The 22,136-nt window shown below is 71.9% G+C and carries 17 protein-coding genes and 1 pseudogene; 12 read left to right on the plus strand and 6 right to left on the minus strand.

The genetic code is table 11. The features are described from left to right. Nucleotides 1-136: 136 nt before the first annotated feature. The 5 genes and pseudogenes from ACFVQG_RS05035 to ACFVQG_RS05055 all read left to right on the plus strand — a co-directional run. On the plus strand, nt 137-1,966 hold the full coding sequence (locus ACFVQG_RS05035) for a gamma-glutamyltransferase family protein (RefSeq protein ID WP_383376953.1): 1,830 nt from the start codon (nt 137-139) through the stop codon (nt 1,964-1,966). Nucleotides 1,967-2,068: 102 nt separating this feature from the next. Then, nucleotides 2,069-2,923 carry an inositol monophosphatase family protein gene (locus ACFVQG_RS05040; RefSeq protein WP_383376955.1) on the plus strand — a complete coding sequence of 285 codons (855 nt, stop codon included), beginning with the start codon at nt 2,069-2,071 and terminating at the stop codon, nt 2,921-2,923. Between the two features lie 101 nt (nt 2,924-3,024). After that, nucleotides 3,025-4,434, plus strand: coding sequence for a phytoene desaturase family protein (locus ACFVQG_RS05045; protein ID WP_383376957.1), 1,410 nt, complete (start codon nt 3,025-3,027; stop codon nt 4,432-4,434). An 88-nt stretch (nt 4,435-4,522) separates the two neighbouring features. After that, entirely contained in the window at nt 4,523-5,032 is a 510-nt protein-coding gene (locus ACFVQG_RS05050; protein WP_383376959.1) for an O-acetyl-ADP-ribose deacetylase, read from the plus strand. 244 nt (nt 5,033-5,276) lie between these two features. Then, nucleotides 5,277-5,469, plus strand: a pseudogene (locus tag ACFVQG_RS05055) (macro domain-containing protein); the annotation flags it as partial. Between the two features lie 12 nt (nt 5,470-5,481). Here ACFVQG_RS05055 and ACFVQG_RS05060 read toward each other — a convergent pair. From ACFVQG_RS05060 to ACFVQG_RS05075, 4 genes are all read right to left on the minus strand, one after another. Continuing rightward, complete coding sequence (locus tag ACFVQG_RS05060; protein WP_383376962.1) at nt 5,482-6,294, minus strand: MBL fold metallo-hydrolase; 813 nt, start codon at nt 6,292-6,294, stop codon at nt 5,482-5,484. A gap of 210 nt (nt 6,295-6,504) precedes the next feature. Continuing rightward, the gene (locus ACFVQG_RS05065) at nt 6,505-7,113 is read right to left on the minus strand and encodes an ABATE domain-containing protein (RefSeq protein WP_383377936.1); all 609 of its coding nucleotides are present in this window, start codon (nt 7,111-7,113) and stop codon (nt 6,505-6,507) included. Nucleotides 7,114-7,330: 217 nt separating this feature from the next. Continuing rightward, on the minus strand, nt 7,331-8,038 hold the full coding sequence (locus tag ACFVQG_RS05070; RefSeq protein WP_383376964.1) for a lytic polysaccharide monooxygenase: 708 nt from the start codon (nt 8,036-8,038) through the stop codon (nt 7,331-7,333). Between the two features lie 236 nt (nt 8,039-8,274). Next, entirely contained in the window at nt 8,275-9,735 is a 1,461-nt protein-coding gene (locus ACFVQG_RS05075) for an aldehyde dehydrogenase family protein (RefSeq protein WP_383376966.1), read from the minus strand. A gap of 290 nt (nt 9,736-10,025) precedes the next feature. Between ACFVQG_RS05075 and ACFVQG_RS05080 the strand changes: the two genes are divergently transcribed. From ACFVQG_RS05080 to lpdA, 4 genes are all read left to right on the plus strand, one after another. Next, nucleotides 10,026-14,165 (plus strand): glycoside hydrolase family 2 TIM barrel-domain containing protein, encoded by a 4,140-nt coding sequence (locus ACFVQG_RS05080; protein WP_383376968.1) that lies wholly within the window; start codon nt 10,026-10,028, stop codon nt 14,163-14,165. Between the two features lie 280 nt (nt 14,166-14,445). Next, nucleotides 14,446-14,871 (plus strand): CBS domain-containing protein, encoded by a 426-nt coding sequence (locus ACFVQG_RS05085; RefSeq protein WP_383376970.1) that lies wholly within the window; start codon nt 14,446-14,448, stop codon nt 14,869-14,871. A 19-nt stretch (nt 14,872-14,890) separates the two neighbouring features. Then, entirely contained in the window at nt 14,891-15,232 is a 342-nt protein-coding gene (locus ACFVQG_RS05090; protein WP_383376972.1) for a DUF6343 family protein, read from the plus strand. Between the two features lie 196 nt (nt 15,233-15,428). Continuing rightward, nucleotides 15,429-16,850 carry a dihydrolipoyl dehydrogenase gene (lpdA, locus tag ACFVQG_RS05095; RefSeq protein WP_383376975.1) on the plus strand — a complete coding sequence of 474 codons (1,422 nt, stop codon included), beginning with the start codon at nt 15,429-15,431 and terminating at the stop codon, nt 16,848-16,850. 64 nt (nt 16,851-16,914) lie between these two features. Here the strand turns inward: lpdA and ACFVQG_RS05100 are convergent, their stop codons facing one another. Next, the gene (locus tag ACFVQG_RS05100; protein WP_383376978.1) at nt 16,915-17,283 is read right to left on the minus strand and encodes an ArsR/SmtB family transcription factor; all 369 of its coding nucleotides are present in this window, start codon (nt 17,281-17,283) and stop codon (nt 16,915-16,917) included. 57 nt (nt 17,284-17,340) lie between these two features. On the opposite strand from ACFVQG_RS05100, the gene ACFVQG_RS05105 reads away from it, so the two are divergent. The 3 genes from ACFVQG_RS05105 (at nt 17,341) to ACFVQG_RS05115 (ending at nt 21,372) form a co-directional block, all read left to right on the plus strand. Further along, on the plus strand, nt 17,341-19,254 hold the full coding sequence (locus ACFVQG_RS05105) for a heavy metal translocating P-type ATPase (protein ID WP_383376981.1): 1,914 nt from the start codon (nt 17,341-17,343) through the stop codon (nt 19,252-19,254). Between the two features lie 96 nt (nt 19,255-19,350). Beyond that, nucleotides 19,351-20,856 carry an AlkA N-terminal domain-containing protein gene (locus tag ACFVQG_RS05110; RefSeq protein ID WP_383376983.1) on the plus strand — a complete coding sequence of 502 codons (1,506 nt, stop codon included), beginning with the start codon at nt 19,351-19,353 and terminating at the stop codon, nt 20,854-20,856. A 21-nt stretch (nt 20,857-20,877) separates the two neighbouring features. After that, nucleotides 20,878-21,372 carry a methylated-DNA--[protein]-cysteine S-methyltransferase gene (locus tag ACFVQG_RS05115; RefSeq protein WP_383376985.1) on the plus strand — a complete coding sequence of 165 codons (495 nt, stop codon included), beginning with the start codon at nt 20,878-20,880 and terminating at the stop codon, nt 21,370-21,372. A gap of 13 nt (nt 21,373-21,385) precedes the next feature. On the opposite strand, the gene ACFVQG_RS05120 is transcribed toward ACFVQG_RS05115, so the two are convergent. Further along, a complete protein-coding gene (locus tag ACFVQG_RS05120; protein ID WP_383376987.1) occupies nt 21,386-22,081 on the minus strand; it encodes a TetR/AcrR family transcriptional regulator in 696 nt (231 codons plus the stop codon). Nucleotides 22,082-22,136 lie beyond the last annotated feature (55 nt).

Here is a 22,136-nt window from a genome sequence, read left to right on the forward strand (position 1 = left end):
CTAGCTCCTCTAGCTCCTCTGGCTCCTCTGGCTCCTCTTGTTCTTCTTGTTCTTCTTGTTCCTCTTGCATCCTGTTGCATTCTGTTGCTCGATCAACAACCTGTCGCCTGATCACGCCGACACACCGAGGTGAGAGATGCAGTTCACGACCCGGCCCACCCTCCAGGGCACCTTCGGCATGGTGTCGTCCACGCACTGGCTGGCGTCGCAGTCGGCGATGGCGGTGCTGGAGGACGGCGGCAACGCCTATGACGCCGCCGTGGCGGGGGCGTTCGTGCTGCATGTCGTCGAGCCGCATCTGAACGGGCCGGGTGGTGAGGTGCCGATTCTGCTCGCTCCGGCGGGGGGTGAGGTGCGGGTGCTGTGCGGTCAGGGTGTCGCACCGGCCGGGGCGACCGTCGCGCACTACCGGGGCCTCGGTCTGGAGCTGGTGCCCGGGACCGGGCCGCTCGCCGCCGCCGTGCCCGGGGCCTTCGACGCGTGGATGCTGCTGCTGCGTGACCACGGCACCAAGTCCCTTGCCGACGTGCTGAAATACGCCATCGGGTACGCCGAGGACGGGCACGCGCCCGTGGAGCGCGTCGGGCAGACCGTCGAGACGGTCCGGGAACTGTTCGAGACCGAGTGGGCCTCGTCGGCGGCGGTGTACCTGCCGGACGGCCGGTCGCCGCGCCCCGGCGCCCTGCTGCGCAACCCCGCCCTCGCCGCCACCTGGAAGCGGCTGCTCACCGAGACCGCCGGGGCCGGTGACCGGGAGGCGCGGATCGAGGCCGCGCGGGAGGTGTGGCGCACCGGCTTCATAGCCGACGCCCTGGTACGGCAGTCCCAGCGGCCCACCCTGGACACCAGCGGTGAGCGCCACACCGGCACCCTCACCGCCGCCGACCTCGCCACCTGGTCGGCGACCTACGAGGCCCCGGCGACGTACGACTGGGACGGCTGGACCCTGTGCAAGGCGGGCCCCTGGAGCCAGGGCCCCGTCCTCCTCCAGCAGCTCGCCCTGCTCCCGCCCGCGCTGCCGGAGTACGGCTCCGCGGACTACGTCCATCTGCTGATCGAGGGCTGCAAGCTGGCCATGGCCGACCGGGAGGCCTGGTACGGCGACGCCGCCGACGTGCCGCTGGCCGAGTTGCTGTCGGACGGGTACAACGCGGCTCGGCGCGACCTCGTCGGCGAGCAGGCCTCCCGCGAGCTGCGGCCGGGCAGCCCCGGCGGACGCGACCCGCGACTGTGCGCGCACGCGCGCGTGGTGGCCACCGACGAGCCCGGCTTCAGCCCGATGGGGATCGGCGAGCCGACCGTTGCCAAGAGCCCGCTGTCGCCCGTACCCGGCGAGCCCGACGTGTCGGCCGACGGCGCCACCCGCGGCGACACCTGCCACATCGACGTCGTGGACCGCTGGGGCAACATGGTCGCCGCCACCCCCAGCGGCGGCTGGCTGCAGTCCAACCCGGTCGTGCCCGAACTGGGCTTCCCGCTCGGCACCCGGCTCCAGATGGCCTGGCTGGAGGAGGGCCTGCCGAACTCCCTCACACCGGGCCGCCGCCCCCGCACCACCCTCACCCCGTCCATCGCGCTGCGCGACGGCGTGCCCGTCATGGCCTTCGGCACGCCCGGCGGGGACCAGCAGGACCAGTGGCAGCTGCACTTCTTCCTGGCCGTCGCCCTGCGCCCCGGTGTCCGCGGGGGCCTCGACCTCCAGGGCGCCATCGACGCCCCGAACTGGCACAACGACAGCTTTCCCGGGTCCTTCTACCCGCGCGGCATGCGGCCCGGCAGCGTCACCGTCGAGGGGCGGATGGGCCCGTCCGTCGTGGCCGAGCTGCGGCGCCGCGGCCATGACGTCGTCGTCGGCGACGACTGGTCCGAGGGGCGGCTGTGCGCGGTCGCGCGGGATCCGGAGACGGGGGTGCTGTCGGCGGCGGCGAATCCGCGGGGGATGCAGGGGTATGCGGTGGGTCGCTGAGAGCGGCCGGGTCTCAGGGGAAACCTGTCTCGTTCATCCCGATTCCATCCGGAGTACACCCCGCGGGTGGGGATTGTCAGTGGCGCGTGCTCTCATGGAGGCATGATCGAAGACAGTGAAACCATCGACGAGTTTCTCGCCCGTCACTCGGCCGACGTGGAGGAAGTGGTACGCAAGGCGGCCGCGGCCGAGATCATGCCGCGCTTCCGGCAGCTGGCCCACCACGAGGTGGACGAGAAGACCGGCCCGCACGACCTGGTCACCGACGCCGACCGCAACGCCGAGCTGTATCTCACCGAGGCGCTCAGCACCCTGCTGCCCGGCTCCGCCGTCGTCGGCGAGGAAGCGGTGCACGCCAACCCGGCGTCGTACGAGGCGATCCGGGGCGAGGCGCCGGTGTGGATCGTGGACCCCGTCGACGGCACCCGGCAGTTCGTGCACGGCGACGACGGCTTCTGCACCCTGGTCGCCCTCGCGGTCGGCGGGGTCGTCGTCGGCTCCTGGACGTACGCCGCCGCGCGTGACCAGCTGGCCACCGCCGTGCGGGGCCGGGGCGCCTTCCTCGACGGGCGGCGGCTGCGCGCCGGGTCGCCCGACCCCGGCCAGGACCTGCGGATCGCCACGTCCCACCCGGACTTCACCACGGACGAGGAGAAGCGCGCCCTGCTGGCCCTGCGCACGGAGGGTGTCGCGGCACGGCCCTGCGGATCCGCCGGTCTCGAGTACCTCGCGATAGCCCGGGGCGAGGTGGACGCCGTCGCCTTCTCCTGGGAAGCGGCCTGGGACCACGCGGCGGGCCTGCTGCTCGTCGAGGAGGCGGGCGGCCTGCACCTGACCCGCGCGGGTCAGCCGTTCCGGATCACCGGCAGCAACGCCCTGCCCTTCACGGCGGCGCGGGACGCGGCCACGGCGCGGCGGGTGGCGGGGCTGCTGGCGAGCGGGGTGGCGGCGGCCTGAGACCGGGAGGGGCCACACCCGCCCCCGGCCGCTGTCGGTCCCCCCGCATATCCTGAAGTCCAGTGGCCATCGGCAGACGAAGGGGTCCGAAGGTGCCGTCGATGCTCGATGCGGTCGTGGTGGGTGCGGGGCCGAACGGACTGACCGCTGCCGTGGAGCTGGCCCGTCGCGGCTTCTCCGTGGCCGTCTTCGAGGCGCGGGACACCATCGGCGGGGGAGCCCGCACCGAGGAGCTGACCCTCCCCGGCTTCCGGCACGACCCGTGCTCCGCCGCCCACCCCCTCGGCATCAACTCCCCGGCGTTCCGCGCCCTGCCCCTGGACCGCTACGGCCTGGAGTGGCTGCACCCCGAGCTGCCCATGGCGCACCCCTTCGCCAACGGCACCGCCGCCGTGCTGGCCCGCTCGGTCGCCGAGACGGCCGCCTCGTTCGGCCCCCGTGACGCGGGCCCGTACCGCAGGCTGGTCGAGCCCTTCCTGCCCAGGTGGGACACGCTCGCCCGGGACTTCATGTCCCTGCCGCTGACCGCGCTGCCCCGCGATCCGGTGACCCTGGCCCGCTTCGGCCTCGTCGGCCTGCCCCCGTCGACGTGGCTGACCCGCCGCTTCCACGACGAACCCGCCAAGACCCTCTTCGCCGGGCTCGTCGCCCACGTCATGGCCCCGCTCACCGGCTTCGCCACCGGCGCGATCGGCCTGGTCTTCGCCCTCGCCGCACACGCCCGCGGCTGGCCCGTGGCCCGCGGCGGCTCGCAGTCCATCTCCGACGCGCTCGCCGGATACCTGAAGGACCTCGGCGGCACCGTCCACACCGACTACGAGGTGAAACGCCTCGACGACCTGCCGCCCGCCCGCGCCTACGTCTTCGACACCTCACCCACCGCCCTGGCCCGTATCGCGGGCCTCGGCAGCACCTATGCGGGGTACCGGTACGGTCCCGGCGTCTTCAAGATCGACTACGCGCTGGACGGCCCGGTGCCCTGGACCGCCGAGGAAGCCCGCCGTGCCGGAACCGTGCAGATCGGCGCGGACAGCGCGGAGATCGGCACGGCACTGCGCGCCGCGTCCAAGGAGGGCCGCGCCCCCGACCGGCCGTTCCTGATCACCGTGCAGCCCAGCGTTGTGGACCGCGACCGGGCCCCGGAGGGCAAGCACGTCTTCTGGGCGTACGGCCATGTCCCGCACGGCTGGACCGGCGACCTCACCGACGCCCTGGAGCGCCAACTGGAGCGCTTCGCACCGGGATTCCGCGACCGCGTCCTGGCCCGCGCCACCGCCGGACCGCCCGAGATCGCCGCCCGCAACGCCAACTACGTCGGCGGCGACATCGCCTCCGGCGCGGTCAGCGGCCTGCAGACGGTGCTGCGCCCCCGGCTGTCCCCGTTCCCCTACGCCACCCGGCACCCGGCCGTCTTCATCTGCTCCTCGGCCACCCCGCCAGGACCGGGCGTGCACGGCATGTCCGGCCACAACGCCGCGAAGGCGGTCTGGCGCAGACTTCGGCAGACCTGACCCACTCATCATCACGAGCGGCAGTGCTGACCCGTCGGACATCATGAACGGGCAGACCTGACCCACCGAACATCACGCGGGGGACACCATGACCACCATCACCCTCGTCCAGGGCGACATCACCCGCCAGAGCGCCGACGCGATCGTCAACGCGGCCAACTCCTCCCTGCTCGGCGGAGGCGGCGTCGACGGCGCCATCCACCGGCGCGGCGGTCCCGCCATCCTGGCGGAGTGCCGCAAGCTGCGCGCCTCGCGATACGGCAAGGGCCTGCCCACCGGCCACGCCGTCGCCACCACCGCCGGTGAGCTGGACGCCCGTTGGGTGATCCACACCGTCGGCCCGGTCCATGGGTCTTCCGCCAGCGATCCGTCCCTGCTCGCATCTTGCTACACCGAGTCCCTGCGCGTCGCCGACGAACTCGGAGCACGGACCGTCGCCTTCCCGGCGATCTCGGCCGGTGCGTACGGGTGGCCGATGGACGACGCGGCCCGTGTCGCTGTCGAGGCGGTGCGGGAGGCCGACACCGCTGTCGAAGAGGTCAGGTTCGTGCTCTTCGACGACGGAGCCTATGAGGCGTTCGCGGCACAGGTCGGCTGACTGCCAGCGGGCGGTGGAGGGCGCAGGGTCTGGTCAGTCGACCGCGCGCAGTACCAGCCGTACGACGGCCATGGCTCCTCGCCCGATCCATCCGAGCAGTCCTGTCTCCATGGCCAACTCGGCAGCGTCTCCGGCCGTGTCCCCTCGGTCCGACTGGGAAGGGCACCGGGAACAGGCACGGGGCCAACGGCGCTTGTCCGCGCCGCACTGCTTGCATCTCGCCATGGCCTCATTCTCTCTTCGCCTCCGCGTCGCCGATCAACCGGGCGTCCGCACGGTCGCGTTCCCGGCCATCGGTCAGCGGGGTCTTCCGCTGGCCCATGGCGGACGCCGCGCGGATTGCGGTGCGCGCGGTCCAGGAGAGGGTCACGGCCGTCGGAGAGGTCGGATTCGTCCTCTTCGACGAGCCCGCGTACGTCACCTTCGCCGCGCAACTGCCGTCAGCGGAGTCAGTCCCCGGTGATCCCGAGGTCCAGCAGGTCCGCCAGTCCGGCCGACGCGAAGGCGGCCACCAACTCCTCCCGGCCCTCGGTGAAGTGGGCCCAGCTGTCGTAGTGCACCGGGACGACGCGGCGGGCGCCGAGGAGCCGCGCCGCCTCGGCGGCCCGGGTGCTGTCGAGGACGAGCGGCTCGCCGTCGAAGAGGAACGGGAAGCGCGGGGCCCCGGCGAACAGGACGGCGGTGTCGACCGGGCCGAAGCGGTTCGCGATCTCGCGTACGGCGTCGAGGGAGGCGTTGTCGCCGCTCACGTAGACCGTGGGCAGACCCTCGCCGGTGAGGACGAAGCCGACGACCTCGCCGGTGAGCGGCTCGACCGCCTCGCGGGGGCCGGGGCCGTGCACTGCGGGCACGCCCGTCACCGTGACGGTGCCGCCGCCCGGCCGGTCGAGGACGACCGACTCCCAGTCGGCGAGCCCCCGGGCACCTTCCCCGAGGCGCCGTCCGCCACCGGGGGTGGTCAGGGTGAGCGGGACGTCGGCGAGCAGGGCGCGTCCGGAGTCGTCGAGGTTGTCGGGATGCTCGTCGTGCGAGAGCAGGACGACGTCGACGCGTCCGAGGCCGTCGGGCGTGCCGGAGGCGGCTGCCGTCTTGGTCAGGACCGCGCCGCTGGGTGTGGGGTGGTCGCCGGGGGCGTCGAAGGTCGGGTCGGTGAGGAAGCGCAGGCCGCCGTACTCGAAGAGGGCGGTGGGGCCGCCGTAGACGCGGACCGGGAAATGATCGCCGGGTGCGTGGGTGGAAGACGCGGAGGTCACGGACGTCATGACAGAACCCCTCACGGATAGGGAGTGGAGTAACCGTGAGGGACGGTAGTCGCTTCTCACGGATTGAGGCAACTCTTTCCGTGAGGAGCGGTGTGGAGCGGGCATGACGGCTCGGATCCGCGCCGAGTCCTGCGGGATCGTCGGGAACAGCGATGCCGGTTCCTGGTCCTGTACAGCCAGTCCTGCTACGGCTCCAAGGCCCCCTACCGCCTACGACCCGCCCTCATGGCGCCGGGCGTAAGCCCGCGCCGCCCGAACCCGGTCCCCGCACCGTGTCGAGCACCAGTGACGGCGGCCGTGGGTGCGCAGCAGGAAGCGGTCGCAGGGGGCGGCGCCGCAGGCGGTGAGGAGAGCGGCGTCCGGGCCGGTGAGCAGGTCCGCGGCGTCGGCGGCGAGGGTCGCCAGGGCGTGGTCGACGGCCTGGTCGGTGGGGTGCAGCTGCACCCGCCGCGGGCCGTGGTCCGTGTCCCAGGTGAGCAGCGGAGCGGTGGGTACGCGTGTCAGCGCGTCGTTCACCGCGCGCAATGACTCCGGGGGTGCCACACGCTCCTCGACCCGGGCCGTGAACAGGGCGCGCACGTGCTCGCGCAGGGTACGTGTCCGGAGCGCGCACACCTCGTACAGCCGGACCTCCGGCGAGATGAGGTCGTGCCCGAGGAGCCAGGCCTGGGCGGTGGCGGGAGCCGCCAGGAGGTCGTAGCCGTGCCCGCCCGGCAGGGTGGCGGCGCTGTCGGCGAAGTCCAGGGCGGGATGCCGGTCGGCGCCCGGCGCGGGCGGCAGTACCGGGTGGACGGCGTCGGCGGGCGGGGCCTCCTTCATGGCGTTCATGCTACTGCCGACGTTATTCCGTGAGCTGTGAGCTGTGAGCTGTGAGCTGTGAGCCGCTGTGAGCCGCTGTGAGCCGCTGTGAGCCGCTGTGAGCCGTAAGCCGTAAGCCGTAAGCCGCGATGCCCGTCCTGTGGGCCGTATGCGATATCCCGCCGTGAGTGGTGTGCCCTATCCCGCCGGGCGCGGCGCACGCCCGGCGGGACGGGGCTCAGCGGAAGTTCACATCACTGCACAGGAAGTACGTCTGGTCCATGTGCGACGCCTGCCAGATCGTGTACACGACGTGTCGGCCGGTCAGGCCCGCAGTGCTCACGTTGATCGAGTAGGTCTGGCCGGGTGCGTACCGTCCGGTGCGGGTGACCAGCTGGAGGTCGCTCCACCGCAGCGGCTGGGTGGTGGGGTCGTAGCCCTGGCGGCTGACGTAGACCAGGATGTAGTCCGCGCCATGGCTGGCCTGGTCGTGCAGTTGGACGGTGAAGTTGCTGCTGACGTCCGTGGTCTTCCAGGCGCCCGCCGTGTCCATCGAGTCGTACCGGCCGCTCTCGGTCCGGCCCCCGCTGCACAGCTGTCCGTCGGGGATGACCGCCTGGAAGTTGCCCCCGGAGCCGTTGCGGTAGAGGCCGTTCCAGTTCCACATGGCGTTGGGGTCGTCCTGCCAGGCCTGCCAGCACATGGGGTCCTGCTGGGCCATCGCCGGGTTCTGGAAGTCGCTGCCCCAGCGCTGCCAGCAGCCGTAGTTGCGGGACGCCGGGTCGATGACCGAGCCGTGCGCGACGGCGGTGCCGCTCCAGGGGATCAGGCAGAGCAGCATGGCCACGAGGCCGCTGAGCGCGAAGGTCAGCTTCGGCCGGGTGAGCCGGGGGGTGCGCACGGCACGTGGGGTTATGGTGGCGTGATCATGACAAGTGGCGGTCATGGTCTCCTTCTTCGCGTGTGGGGGTGTGGGGGTGTGGGGGTGTGGGGGTGTGGGGAGGGGTGCACTCTGAGGCTGTTGGGAGCGCTCCCATTTCTTCAATCTGCGCCCTGTGAAACAGCACCGCAACCTTCGATCGCGCCACTTTCGCGCCCCCGTGGCGCAATCACCACGGGGGCGCGAGGAGGAGTCGCCCTCGTCCGGCGGGGAGCAGGGCGGTCGCTGTCATCCTGCGCGGATCAGAACGGATAGTGCGCGTGCCGCGTGGCCACCGTCACCCACCGTGTGTTGGAGAACGCCTCCAACCCCCACCGCCCGCCGAACCGCCCGTACCCCGACGCCTTCGCGCCACCGAACGGCGCCTGCGGCTCGTCCCCGACGGACTGGTCACCGATGTGCACGATGCCGGTGTGGATCCGGCGCGCGACGCGCAGCCCATGGGTGCCGTTCTCGGTGATGATGCCGCAGGTCAGCCCGTTCTCGGTGTCGTTGGCCAGTGCCACCGCCTCGTCGTCGGTGGCGAAGCCGGTCACGACGCAGACCGGCCCGAACGCCTCGGCGTGGTACAGCTCCATGTCCGCCGTGACCCCGGTGAGCACGGTGGCCGGGTGCACCGCCCCCTCCGGCTCCCCGCCCCCCGTGAGCACCGTGGCCCCCTTCGCCACCGCGTCCCGCACCAGCGCCGCGACCCGCCCCGCCGCGTCGGCGCCGATCAGCGGGCCGACGACGGTCCGCGGGTCTGCGGGGTCCCCGGCCGGAAGGGAGGCGACCTTGGCCGCGAACTTCCGCGTGAACTCCGCCAGCAGCGAGTCGTGTACGAGGATCCGGTCGCCGGACATGCAGATCTGCCCGGCGTTCATGAAGACGCCGAAGGCGGCGGCGTCCACGGCGTGGTCCACGTCCGCGTCGTCGAGGACGACGATGGAGTTCTTGCCGCCCAACTCCAGGACGGCGGGCTTGAGGTGGCGGGCGGCGTGTTCGCCGATGACGCGGCCCACGCGTGTGGAGCCGGTGAAGTTGACGGCACGCACGCGCGGGTCGGCGATCAGCGCCTCGGCTATCGCGGCGGCGTCGGCGCGGTCGTTGGTGAGCACGTTGAGCACCCCGTCCGGCAGTCCCGCCTCACGCAGGACGTCGGCGACGAGCAGCCCGCACGCCAGCGGCGCGTCCTCGCTCGCCTTGAGCACGACGGTGTTCCCGGCGGCGAGCGGCGCGGCCACGGCCCGTACGCCGAGGATCACCGGTGCGTTCCACGGCGCGAACGCGGCGACCACGCCGAGCGGTTCGCGCACCGCCAGTCCCAGCGTGCCCTCCTCCTGCGCGCTGAGCACCTCCCCGCGCGGGGCGGTGACGGCGGCGGCTGCCTCCCGCAGCATGTTCGCCGCCAGCCCGACGTTGAAGTGCGCCCAGGGGTGGGTGCCGCCCACCTCGTGCGCCATCAGCTCCGCGACCTGTCCGGCCCGGTCCTCCAGCAGGTCAGCGGCCCCAAGGAGGATCGTCCGGCGGGCGAACGGGCTCACCGCCGCCCAGGACTCGAACGCCGCCGAGGCCGCCTCCACCGCGCGGGCGACATCCTCGACACCCGCCGCGGCGACCCGGGCGTAGGGGAGCCCGGTGTAGGGGTTGACGTCCTCGGTGGTGCGGCCCGACGCGGCGGGCACGTCCTTGCCGCCGATGTGCAGCTCGCGGGTGATGGTCATGGGTGCCTGCCGTCCGTCCGTCTTCCGTCCCTGCCCGGCGTCGGCTGTTCGCCAGGTGAATTAATCTTCAAGTATCTGTCGGTATGGAGTCTCCAAGCGGCGGAAGTCGATGTCAATGGGGTGGACGAGGGGCGGAATCAGGCCTTCATCGCTCCCTCTCCTCAGGACCACACAAAGTCCGACGGGGTAATTGATTCGTTTGTGTTCGGAGTCCTAGGGTGAGCCGTCTGTGAGCTGAGCCGCCCTCAGCCCGTGCAGCGCACTGTTCGTCCCTCAGGAAGGACACGGTCATGCCGCACCCGCACCCCTCGCGCCCTCACACCTCTCCGGACGACACTCCCGACCCCTTGCCGGGCGCCCGCGCCGAGCGTCCCGTCGTCAGCCGCCGCAGGCTCCTCGAAGGGGGAGCCGCCGTACTCGGCGCGCTCGCCCTGTCCGCACCGCCCGCCGTGGCCCGCCCCCTGGGGCTGCCCCGGGTGACGGACACCCCCGAGTGGAACGGCGACATCGCCCTCTTCCAGGTCGGCACCGAGCCCCCGCACACCACACTCATGCCGTACGCCGACCTCACCCAGGCCCTGGCAGCCGACCGCACCCGCTCCCCGTACCGGCAGAGCCTCGACGGCACCTGGAAGTTCGCCTACGCCGACCGCCCCGACGACCGCGACCCCGACTTCCACCGCACCGACGTCGACGACAGCGCCTGGGACACCATCCCCGTCCCCTCCGCCTGGCAACTGCACGGCTACGACTTCCCGATCTACGTCAACATCACCTACCCGTACTGGGGCCCCAACGGCCTCGGCGAGGAACCGCGCCCACCCGCCGCCCCGACCCGCTACAACCCCGTCGGCCAGTACCGGCGCACCTTCACCGTCCCCCGCGGCTGGGCGGGACGCCGTACGTTCCTGCACTTCGAGGGCGTCAAGTCCGCGCACTACGTGTGGATCAACGGCGAGTTGGTCGGCTACCACGAGGACTCCTTCACGCCCGCCGAGTACGACATCACCGACCACCTGAGACCCGGCACCAACCAGATCGCCGTCGAGGTGTACCGCTACTCCGACGGCGACTGGATGGAGGACCAGGACATGATCCGGCTGAGCGGCATCTTCCGCTCGGTCTACCTGTACTCGACGCCGCCCGTGCATCTGCGGGACTTCAAGCTGGACACCCCGCTGAGTGATGACTACAGGGCGGCGGAGTTGTCGGTTACGGCGACCGTGCGGGCGTATGGGGTTGGTGGATCCGGTGGCGGGTCTGGTGGATCTGGTGGCGGGCCTGATGGATCCAATGGACGGCATACAGTCGCCGATCGCCGGTATGCGGACGGCGATGGCTCGTACGTCGTAGCCGATGGCCGGTATGCAGTCGCCGGTAACCCGCACACGGTCGCCACCAACCCGCACACGCTCGTCGACGGCCCGTACACCGTCGACACCATGCTGTACGACGACCACGGCCACCCCGTCTGGTCCCGCCCCCTACGCCAGACCGTGGACGTCGACCCCACCGGCGCCGACACCACCGTCCAGGCCGCAAGGCCCGTCCCCGCCCCCCGCCTCTGGTCCGCCGAACACCCCACCCTCTACACCGCCGTGCTACGCCTGCGCGACCCCGCCGGAAAGGTGATCGAGACCCTCTCGCACCGGGTCGGACTGCGGGAGTTCGCACTCAGGGACGGGCTGATGCGCATCAACGGCAGACCCGTCTCCTTCCGCGGCACCAACCGCCACGAGATGCACCCGGACCGGGGCATCGCCCTCACCCGCGCCGACATGGTCGAGGACATCGAGATCATCAAGCGGATGAACATGAACTCCGTCCGCACCTCGCACTACCCCGACAACCCGCTGTGGCTGGAACTCGCCGACGAATACGGCCTCTACCTCGTCGACGAGACGAACCTGGAGACGCACGGCATCCGCGACGAGTACCCCGGCGACCACGCCGACTGGACCGAGGCGTGCGTGGCCCGCGCGCGGAACATGGTGCACCGCGACAAGAACCACGCCTCCGTGGTCATCTGGTCCCTCGGCAACGAGGCGGGCGGCGGCAGCACGTTCGTCGCCATGCACGACTGGATCCGCTCCTACGACCCCACCCGCGTCATCCAGTACGAGGGCGACGACCGGCCGGGCGTCAGCGACATCCGCTCGGAGATGTACGACAGCCCCTCCCGCGTCGAGCAGCGCGCGCGGGACACCTCCGACACCCGTCCGTACGTCATGATCGAGTACTCCCACGCGATGGGGAACTCCAACGGCAACTTCAAGAAGTACTGGGACGTCGTCCGCCGCCACGACGTCCTCCAGGGCGGCTGGATCTGGGACTTCATGGACCAGGCGCTCACCTGGCCCACCCCCGCCCGTACCCTGTTCACCGAGTCCGGCCCGCTCGGTCTGCGCGGTGAGATCCTCGCCCCGAGCGGCACCTTCGACCGCGACCGCGGTGTGTCCGGCGGCACGATCTTCGCCCGTGACCCCGGCCTCGACCTCACCGGCTCGCTCACCCTGGAGGCCTGGGTCACCCCGCAGGTGACGGGCTATCACCAGCCGATTCTGGCCAAGGGCGACACGCAGTACGCCCTCAAGCAGAGCAACAACAGCCTGGAGTTCTTCATCTACGACGGCGGCCAGTGGATCAGCGCGAACTGGGCGCTGCCGGACGGCTGGACCGGCACCGAGCACCACATCGCGGGCGTCTTCGACGCGGCGGCGGGCACTCTGACCATCTGGGCGGACGGCGAGACGCGGGCCACCCGGACCACCACCCGACGGCCCTCCGTGAACACCGCACCCCTCGGCCTCGGCACCGACGCCGACAACTGGAGCCGCGAGTTCAGCGGCACCATCCGGCGCGCCCGGGTGTACGCCCGCGCCCTGACCGCCGCCGAACTGGCCTCCGACCGACGCGGTCCCGGCGACGAGGGCGTGCGGTTCTGGTTCGACGCCGCCACCGTCGACCGCACCGAGCGGCGGCCACGGGAGAGGACCTTCCTCGCCTACGGCGGCGACTGGGGCGACAACCCCAACGACGGCAACTTCGTCGCCGACGGCATCGTCACCGCCGACCGCCGCCACACCGGCAAGGCGGCCGAGGTCAAGCGCATCTACCAGGCGATCAACGCCGCACTCGCCGAGGGAGGCGGCGCCCCGGGCGCGGTGACCGTCAGGCTCACCAACGAGTACCTGTTCACCAACCTCCGTACCTTCGAGAGCCGTTGGTCCCTCACCGCCGACGGCGAAGTGGTCCGGCGCGGCACACTCACCCGCGACCAGTTGGACCTCGCACCGCTGTCCAGCAAGGACATCACCCTCCCCGTACGACCGCCCGACGACCCGGCCCCCGGCACGGAGTACGCCCTCCGGCTCTCCTTCACCACCAGGGAACCCACCCGCTGGGCACCCACCGGATTCGAGGTCGCCGCCGCGCAACTGCCCCTCGACTTCCCGAGCCCGGCCGTCACCCCCGTCCCGCTGAGGAGCGTGCCGCCACTGACCCACGACGACGGCGACACGGCCGTCACCGTCAGTGGCCGGGACTTCTCCGTCACCCTCGACAAACGCAGCGGGGTCATCACCTCCTACGAGGTCAGGGGCACCCGGTTGATCACCTCCGGGCCCGCGCCGAACTTCTGGCGCGCCCCCACCGACAACGACCGGGGCAACGGCCAGCACACCCGCAACCAGACCTGGCGCGACGCCGGGGCCCGGCGCGAGGTGACGGACGTACGGGTGCGGGTCCTGGGGGAGGGGGCCGCCATCCAGATCACAGTCGACGGGATACTGCCGACCACCATTCAGTCGGTATACAGCACAACGTATACAGTCTTCGGCAACGCTGAGATCAAGGTCGACAACACCCTCCATCCCGGCGCCCCCACCCTCCCCTACATCCCGGAGATCGGCACCCTGCTCCTCCTCCCCGGCCGCCTGCACCGTCTGCACTACTACGGACGCGGCCCCGAGGAGAACCACTGGGACCGCAACAACGGCACCGACGTCGGCCGGTACTCCGGCACGGTCGCCGACCAGTGGACCCCCTACATCCGTCCCCAGGAGAACGGCAACAAGACCGACGTCCGCTGGGTTGCCCTCACCGGCCGCGACGGCATCGGCCTGCTCGCCTGCGCCCCGCCCGGCGGCCCCCTCCTCGAGGTCAACGCCTCGCACTTCACCCCGGAGGACCTCTCTCTCGGGGCCCGCCACGACTACCAGCTCACGCCGCGCGAGGAGATCGTCCTCCGGCTGAACCACCGGCAGATGGGGGTGGGTGGCGACAACAGCTGGGGCGCGCACACGCACGACGAGTACAAGCTGTTCGCCGACCGCGACTACGCCTACACCTACCGGCTCCGTCCGCTCGCCGACCCCGACGAGGCCATGGGGCTCGCCCGGCGGCCGACGGCGACGGAGTCCGCCGAGTGAGGTGAGCGGGTACTGGCCGACCCGAGTGAGGTGAGCGGATAACGGGGCTGGGCCGGTGTGCGGTGCGCCGTGTGCGGTACTCCGTATGCCGTAGCCCGGCCTTCGTATACCGCACGGCCTATACCGCACGGCCTATACCGCACGGCCTATACCGCACGGCCTATACCGCACGGCCTATACCGCACGGCCTATACCGCACGGCCTATACCGCACGGCCTATACCGCATGGCCTTCGTAACCCGCACGACCTTCGCATACCGTACACACCCGGGAGGCCCCCATGACCCGGCAGATCCGTGACCTGATGTCGTCCGGGGCAGCCGCCGTCGAACCCATGACCACGGTGGCGCGGGCCGCCCGGATGATGCGCGAGCAGGACATCGGAGAGGTACTGGTCGCCTACGACTGCGACCTCTTCGGTGTCCTCACCGACCGTGACATCGCCCTGCGGACCGTCGCCGAGGGCCGCGACCCGAACGGCACCACCGTCGGCTCGATCTGCACCCCACCGCCCGTGGTGACCCTCGCCCCCGAGGACACCACGGACCGGGCGATCGAACTGATGCGGCAGTATGCCGTCCGCAGGCTCCCGGTAGTCGAGCACGGCGGCTGCCCCGTCGGCATGGTCAGCCTCGGTGACCTCGCCACCACCGAGGACCCGCACTCCGCGCTGGCGGACATCAGCCGCGCAGCACCGAACCACTGACAGAGGCGGCGAGGCCCCTATGTCCCACCACCGTCACCGCCCCCACCGCCCGCCGGTGCCCCGCTCCCGCTCCGGCGTCGTCGGCCGCCGCCACCCGCGTACCGGAACCGAACCGATCACCGCGCAGAGCGCCCTGCGGCTGCGCCTGCTGCTCACGGCCGTCTTCCTGCCCCTCTTCGTCGCGGCGACGGTCGGCTTCGCCGTCTGGGCGGGGAACTCCGGCCCCGGCGACTCGCCCAGCCGCGGCGTGCTGACCGGCCTGGCCGTCGGCTGCGGGGTGCTCGCGCTGATCGCGGCCCTGGACGGTGCGGTCGTACTCCGCCGGATGCGCCGCGAGAGAGGCGCGCCCCCGGGCGGCTGACGGCAACCGTGCCGAGCACGGCTGACGAAGTGCGCAGCACGTCACAGTGACCGGTGTGGCGAGGAGCAGGCCGGGGCGAAAGAATTCCTGATGCGCGGTCGGGACGACGTGCGCGACGTGCACGACGCGCCCCACACGCAGGACATGCACGACTCCTGGCCAGACGCTCCCGCCGTACCGAAAGGGACCTCAACGCATGGATGAGCAGGACGAGCAGGACGAGCACTTCGACGTCGTGGTCCTCGGCGCGGGCCCCGGCGGCTATGTCGCCGCCATCCGCGCGGCCCAGTTGGGCAAGCGGGTGGCCGTCGTGGAGGAGAAGTACTGGGGCGGCGTCTGCCTGAACGTCGGCTGCATCCCGACCAAGGCCCTGCTGCGCAACGCCGAACTCGCGCACCTCGTCACCCGTGAGGCCAAGACCTTCGGCATCAGGTCGGACAGCCCCATCACCTTCGACTACGGCGAGGCCTTCCGGCGCAGCCGCAAGGTCGCCGACGGCCGGGTCAAGGGCGTCCACTTCCTGATGAAGAAGAACAAGATCGCGGAGTTCGACGGCCGCGGCACCTTCCTCGACCCGCACACCCTCCAGGTCGCCGGATACGACGGCTCGACGCGGACCATCGGCTTCGACCACTGCGTCATCGCCACCGGCGCCACCCCGAAGCTGCTGCCGGGCACCAAGCGCAGCGCGCGCGTGGTGACGTACGAGGAGCAGATCCTCGCCGAGGACCTGCCGGGGTCGATCGTCATCGCGGGGGCCGGGGCGATCGGCGTCGAGTTCGCGTACGTACTGCACAACTACGGTGTGAAGGTCACCATCGTCGAGTTCCTGGACCGCATGGCTCCGCTGGAGGACGCCGAGGTCTCGGCCGAGCTGGCCAAGCAGTACCGGCGTCTCGGCATCGACGTCCTCGCCTCCACCCGGGTCGACGCGATCGACGAGTCCGGCCCGCAGGTGCGGGTGACGGTCACCGCCAAGGACGGCTCCCAGCGGGTGCTGGAGGCCGACAAGGTGCTCCAGGCGATCGGCTTCGCGCCGAACGTCACCGACTACGGCCTGGAGAAGACCGGTGTACGGGTCACCGAGCGCGGCGCGATCGACGTGGACGGCCGGTGCCGCACCTCCGTGCCGCACATCTACGCCATCGGTGACGTCACCGCGAAGCTGATGCTGGCGCACGCGGCGGAGGCGATGGGCGTGGTGGCCGCGGAGACGATCGCGGACGCGGAGACGATGGAACTCGACTATGTGATGATCCCGCGCGCGAGCTACTGCCAGCCCCAGATCGCCAGCTTCGGCTACACCGAGGCGCAGGCGCGCGAACTCGGCTACGACGTGAAGGTGGCGAAGTTCCCCTTCACCGCGAACGGCAAGGCGCACGGCCTCGGCGACGCCACCGGCTTCGTGAAGCTGATCAGCGACGCCAAGTACGGCGAGCTGATCGGCGGCCACATGATCGGCCCCGACGTCACCGAACTGCTGCCCGAGCTGACCCTGGCCCAGATGTGGGACCTGACGGTCCACGAGGTGGCCCGCAACGTCCATGGCCACCCGACCCTCGGCGAGGCGATCCAGGAGGCGGTCCACGGACTGGCCGGACACATGATCAACTTCTAGCGCGCCGCGCGGGCCGGTCGGGGGTGTCAGGCCTGCCCCGGGGCGCGGCGCCCGCCCCGGGGCGCTACGCCTGCTCGGCCGCGTCGCTGATCCCCAGCCGCAGGTGCTCCACGTGGTAGACGGCCTGGTCGAGGAGTTCGGCGACGTGGTGGTCGTGCAGGGCGTAGACGACCGACCGGCCGTGCCGCTCGCCGACCACCAGGCCCAGGTTGCGCAGCAGCCGCAGCTGGTGGGAGCACGCCGACTGCTCCATGCCCACCTCGGCCGCCAACTCCGTGGCGGGCAGCGGTCCTTCGCGCAGGCGGGCGAGGATCAGCAGCCGGGAGGGGGTGGACAGGGCCTGGAGCGTGGTGGCCACCTTCGCGACGTTGGCCTCGTCGAGGCGTACGCGTTCGGCGGTGTCCTGTGCTGTGGTGACGGCTCCATGACCCATGACCGGTATCCTACCGGCCGCATATGAACGCATGAATGAGTCTTCAAGTGTTCCTGTATGGTGGGTGCCGTGTCAGCGACTCTCACTCCCCGTCCGGCCGCCGTACCCGGCGCCCCCGCGGCCCCGCGCCGCCGCACCCGGATCCTGGCCCTGCCCGAAGCCCGCTGGGCGCTTGCCGCGCTGCTGGCCTTCCTGTTCGGTCTCGCGGTGGATGTCGGCGGTGGACCGTTGTGGGTCTACGGGCTTCTGTATGCAGTCGCCTACGTCACCGGCGGCTGGGAGCCCGCCCTCGAAGGTCTGCGGGCCCTGCGCGAGAAGACCCTGGACGTCGATCTGCTGATGATCGTCGCCGCGCTCGGCGCCGCCTCGATCGGCCAGGTCCTCGACGGCGCGCTGCTGATCGTCATCTTCGCCACCTCCGGCGCCCTGGAGGCCCTGGCCACCGCCCGCACCGCAGACTCCGTCCGAGGCCTGCTCGACCTCGCCCCCGCCACCGCGACCCGGCTCACCGCGGACGGCGGCGAGGAGACCGTCCCCACGGCCCGCCTCGCCGTCGGCGACACCCTGCTGATCCGCCCCGGCGAACGCATCGGCGCCGACGGCACGGTCCTCGACGGCACCAGCGAGGCCGACCAGGCGACCATCACCGGCGAACCCCTCCCGGTCGTCAAGCAGCCCGGCGACGAGGTCTTCGCCGGGACCCTCAACGGCACCGGCGTCCTGCGCGTCCGCGTCGACCGCGACCCGGCCGACTCCGTCATCGCCCGCATCGTCACCCTGGTGGCGGAGGCCTCCCGCACCAAGGCCCCGACCCAGCTGTTCATCGAGAAGATCGAACAGCGCTACGCCGTCGGCATCGTGGTCGCCACCCTCGCGGTCTTCGGTATCCCGCTCGCCTTCGGCGAGAACCTCACCGACGCCCTGCTGCGCGCCATGACCTTCATGATCGTCGCCTCGCCGTGCGCGGTCGTCCTCGCCACCATGCCGCCGCTGCTGTCCGCCATCGCCAACGCGGGCCGCCACGGCGTCCTGGTCAAGTCGGCCGTCGCCATGGAACGCCTCGGCGAGATCGACACCGCCGCCCTGGACAAGACCGGCACCCTCACCGAGGGCGCCCCCGAGGTGACGGACGTACGGCCACTGCCCGGCTCCGGCCTGGACGAGGACGGCCTGCTCGCCCTGGCCGCCGCCGCGGAACACCCCAGCGAGCACCCGCTGGCCCGCGCCGTGGTGACCGCCGCCCGCGCCCGCGACCTGCCCCTGGCGCCCGCCGAGGACTTCACCGCCACCCCCGGCCGGGGCGTCACCGCCACCGTCGCCGGGCACGAGGTGACGGTCGGCCGGGCCGCACAGCCCGCGCCCGACGTCGCGACCGTCATCGAGGTCACCCGCGACGGCACCCCTGTCGGCACCCTCGCCCTCACCGACCGCCTCCGCCCCGACGCCGCCGCGACGACCGCTTCCCTGACCGCCCTCACCGGCACCGCCCCCGTCCTCCTCACCGGCGACAACGCCCGCACCGCCGCCCGGGTCGCCGAGGCCACCGGCATCACGGACGTCCGCGCCGACCTGCTGCCCGAGGACAAGGTGAACGCCGTACGGGAGTGGGAACGGTCCAACCGGAAGGTGCTGTTCGTCGGCGACGGCGTCAACGACGCGCCCGCCCTCGCCGCCGCGCACTCCGGGATCGCCATGGGCCGCGCGGGCAGCGACCTGGCGCTGGAGACGGCGGACGCCGTCGTCGTACGCGACGACCTCACCGCCGTCCCCGCGGTGGTCCGGCTCTCGCGCACCGCCCGCCGACTGGTGCTGCAGAACCTGGTCATCGCGGGCACCTTCATCACGGTGCTGGTCGTCTGGGACCTGGCCGGACATCTGCCGCTGCCGCTGGGTGTGGCGGGCCACGAGGGCTCGACGGTGCTGGTCGGCCTGAACGGACTGCGACTGCTGCGCGAGTCGGCATGGCGATGAGGTCACACGGGGTGTTCCAGGTCGGCGAAGGCTGATGTCGGATTCTCGCCAGCCCGGCCCCCGCGCATCCCCGATGCTGGACGTATGCACAAGGGGATGCACACCGATACCGAGCGCTGTGTGCGCGCCGTCCAGTCCAAGGACGCGCGCTTCGACGGCTGGTTCTACACGGCGGTCCTGACCACGGGCATCTACTGCAGGCCCAGCTGCCCGGTAGTGGCGCCGAAGCCGCGGAACATGGTGTTCCACCCGAGCGCGGCGGCCTGCCAGCAGGCCGGGTTCCGGGCCTGCAAGCGCTGCCGCCCGGACACCAGCCCCGGCTCACCCGAGTGGAACCACCGGGCCGACCTCGTGGCCCGCGCGATGCGGCTGATCGCCGACGGCGTCGTGGACCGCGAGGGCGTCCCCGGCCTCGCCGCCCGCCTCGGCTACAGCACCCGGCAGATCGAACGTCAGCTCCTCGCCGAACTGGGCGCGGGACCGCTCGCCCTGGCCCGCGCCCAGCGCGCCCAGACCGCCCGCCTGCTCATCGAGACGACGGCACTGCCCATGGCGGAGATCGCCTTCGCCGCCGGTTTCGCCTCGATCCGCACCTTCAACGACACGGTCCGCGAGGTCTTCGCCCTCACGCCGAGCGACCTGCGCACCCGAACCCCAAGGACCACCCCTCAGGGGACCACCCCAGGCACCCTGACCCTCCGCCTCCCCTTCCGCGCCCCCCTCAACCCCGACAACCTCTTCGGCCACCTGGCCGCCACCGCCGTACCCGGTGTGGAGGAGTGGCTCCCCCACGGCCCCGAAGGCATGGGGGGTACCCCCACCGGCGCCTACCGCCGAACCCTCCGCCTCCCCTACGGCCACGGCATCGCCGCCCTCACCCCGCGCCCGGACCACATCGCCTGCCGCCTCACCCTCACCGACCTGCGGGACCTCCCGGTCGCCATCAGCCGCTGCCGCCGCATGCTGGACCTGGACGCCGACCCGGAGGCGATCGACGACCAACTGCGCACGGACCCCCTACTGGCCCCCCTGATCGACAAGGCCCCCGGCCGCCGCGTCCCGCGCACGGTGGACGAGGCGGAGTTCGCGGTACGGGCGGTCCTGGGCCAGCAGGTCTCCACGGCCGCCGCCCGCACCCACGCGGCCCGCCTGGTCACCGCGCACGGCGACCGCGTCGACGACCCGGAGGGCGGCCTGACCCACCTCTTCCCGTCGACGGACGCACTCGCGGCGGTGGACCCGGACACCCTCGCGATGCCGAAGACCCGCCGCGCCACCCTCACCACCCTGATAGCCCAACTCTCCACCGGGGCCCTCCACTTGGGGGTGGAGAGCGACTGGCCCGAGACGCGCGCCCGGCTCCTCGCCCTCCCCGGCTTCGGCCCCTGGACCGCCGACGTCATCGCCATGCGCGCCCTCGGCGACCCCGACGCCTTCCTCCCCACCGACCTCGGCATCCGCCGCGCCGCGCAGGAACTGGGCCTGCCCGCCACCCCCGCGGCCCTCACCGCCCGCGCCGCGGCCTGGCGCCCCTGGAGGGCGTACGCCGTCCAGTACCTGTGGGCGACGGACGGCCACCCCATCAACTTCCTCCCCACCTAGGGAACACCGGGACGACATCACATGAAGCAGCACACCATCATCGACAGCCCCTACGGCCCCCTGACCCTCGTGGCCGACGACGGAGTCCTGTCGGGCCTCTACATGACGGACCAGCGCCACCGCCCCGCGGAGGAGACCTTCGGCCCCCGCGCCGCGAGCCCGTCCGAGACGCCGTTCGCGGCGGCCGAGGAACAACTGGAGGCGTACTTCGCGGGCGCCCTGAAGGAGTTCACCCTGGAACTCCGCCTGCACGGCACCCCGTTCCAGCGCGCGGTCTGGGCCGAGCTTCGCGACATCCCCTACGGCGAGACCCGCACCTACGGCGACCTGGCGGCCACCCTCGGCAACCCCAACTCCTCCCGCGCCGTGGGCCTCGCCAACGGCCGCAACCCCGTCGGCATCATCGTCCCCTGCCACCGGGTCGTCGGCGCGACGGGCAGCCTCACCGGCTACGGCGGCGGCCTGGACCGCAAGCGCCGCCTGCTGGACTTCGAACGGGGGGCGTCACTGTTCTGACCCCCCACCACCCCTAGGCATCCCTGCCCTCGTCCGGCTCGAGCGCGTCCAGGATCACCCCCAGCCCGAAGACGAACTCGTCGGCGTAGTCGTAGCCGGGCTTGAGGGCGTGTTCGGTGGCCAGTTCGGTGAGGTGGGGGTAGGCGTCGGGGGGCATGGCGTTCAGCATGGCGTCGGCGATCTCGTGCAGTTCCGTCTCGCCGGTGAAGGGCAGGCTCAGTTCCTGCAGCACGAAGCCGTAGAGGTAGCTGTCGATCAGTGAGAAGGCGTGCGCGGCCATCGGGACGGAGAAGCCCCCGGTGCGCAGGGCGCCGAGGACGGCGTCGTGGTGGCGCAGGGTCGCGGGGCCGGGCTGGGCGCGGGAGTCCATCAGGCCGATGGCCCAGGGGTGGCGGCGCAGGGCGGCGCGGGCCGAGTGGGCGCGCCCGCGCATGGCCGTCTTCCAGTCCGTGCCCGCCAGGTCGCGCGGGGGCAGCTCGATCTCGGCGAACACCGCGTCCACCATGCCGTCGAGGATGTCCTCCCGCCCCGCGACATGGTGGTAGAGCGACATCGCCTCCACGCCCAGCCGCTCGGCGATCGCCCGCATGGTGAGCGCGGACGCCGAGCCCTTCTCATCCGCCACCGCCACCGCCGTACGGATCACGCGCTCCCGGCTGAGCGGCGTGCGCGTCGACGTCCGGCGCCGCCCCTTGCCTTGCTCGGGCATACCGCCCTGCCCCTTCCTCCTCCGGCCTTCCGGCTCCCCTTGACCGCCTTACGGC

The organism is Streptomyces sp. NPDC057877, assembly GCF_042796855.1.
Lineage (GTDB): Bacteria > Actinomycetota > Actinomycetes > Streptomycetales > Streptomycetaceae > Streptomyces.

Excerpts from the sequence above, each read along its gene's own strand:
- ACFVQG_RS05035 (WP_383376953.1), top strand. The coding sequence starts at position 137 with ATGCAGTTCACGACCCGGCCCACCCTCCAGGGCACCTTCGGCATGGTG.
- ACFVQG_RS05040 (WP_383376955.1), top strand. The coding sequence starts at position 2,069 with ATGATCGAAGACAGTGAAACCATCGACGAGTTTCTCGCCCGTCACTCG.
- ACFVQG_RS05045 (WP_383376957.1), top strand. The coding sequence starts at position 3,025 with ATGCTCGATGCGGTCGTGGTGGGTGCGGGGCCGAACGGACTGACCGCT.
- ACFVQG_RS05050 (WP_383376959.1), top strand. The coding sequence starts at position 4,523 with ATGACCACCATCACCCTCGTCCAGGGCGACATCACCCGCCAGAGCGCC.
- ACFVQG_RS05060 (WP_383376962.1), bottom strand. The coding sequence starts at position 6,294 with ATGACGTCCGTGACCTCCGCGTCTTCCACCCACGCACCCGGCGATCAT.
- ACFVQG_RS05065 (WP_383377936.1), bottom strand. The coding sequence starts at position 7,113 with ATGAAGGAGGCCCCGCCCGCCGACGCCGTCCACCCGGTACTGCCGCCC.
- ACFVQG_RS05070 (WP_383376964.1), bottom strand. The coding sequence starts at position 8,038 with ATGACCGCCACTTGTCATGATCACGCCACCATAACCCCACGTGCCGTG.
- ACFVQG_RS05075 (WP_383376966.1), bottom strand. The coding sequence starts at position 9,735 with ATGACCATCACCCGCGAGCTGCACATCGGCGGCAAGGACGTGCCCGCC.
- ACFVQG_RS05080 (WP_383376968.1), top strand. The coding sequence starts at position 10,026 with ATGCCGCACCCGCACCCCTCGCGCCCTCACACCTCTCCGGACGACACT.
- ACFVQG_RS05085 (WP_383376970.1), top strand. The coding sequence starts at position 14,446 with ATGACCCGGCAGATCCGTGACCTGATGTCGTCCGGGGCAGCCGCCGTC.
- ACFVQG_RS05090 (WP_383376972.1), top strand. The coding sequence starts at position 14,891 with ATGTCCCACCACCGTCACCGCCCCCACCGCCCGCCGGTGCCCCGCTCC.
- lpdA (WP_383376975.1), top strand. The coding sequence starts at position 15,429 with ATGGATGAGCAGGACGAGCAGGACGAGCACTTCGACGTCGTGGTCCTC.
- ACFVQG_RS05100 (WP_383376978.1), bottom strand. The coding sequence starts at position 17,283 with ATGGGTCATGGAGCCGTCACCACAGCACAGGACACCGCCGAACGCGTA.
- ACFVQG_RS05105 (WP_383376981.1), top strand. The coding sequence starts at position 17,341 with ATGGTGGGTGCCGTGTCAGCGACTCTCACTCCCCGTCCGGCCGCCGTA.
- ACFVQG_RS05110 (WP_383376983.1), top strand. The coding sequence starts at position 19,351 with ATGCACACCGATACCGAGCGCTGTGTGCGCGCCGTCCAGTCCAAGGAC.
- ACFVQG_RS05115 (WP_383376985.1), top strand. The coding sequence starts at position 20,878 with ATGAAGCAGCACACCATCATCGACAGCCCCTACGGCCCCCTGACCCTC.
- ACFVQG_RS05120 (WP_383376987.1), bottom strand. The coding sequence starts at position 22,081 with ATGCCCGAGCAAGGCAAGGGGCGGCGCCGGACGTCGACGCGCACGCCG.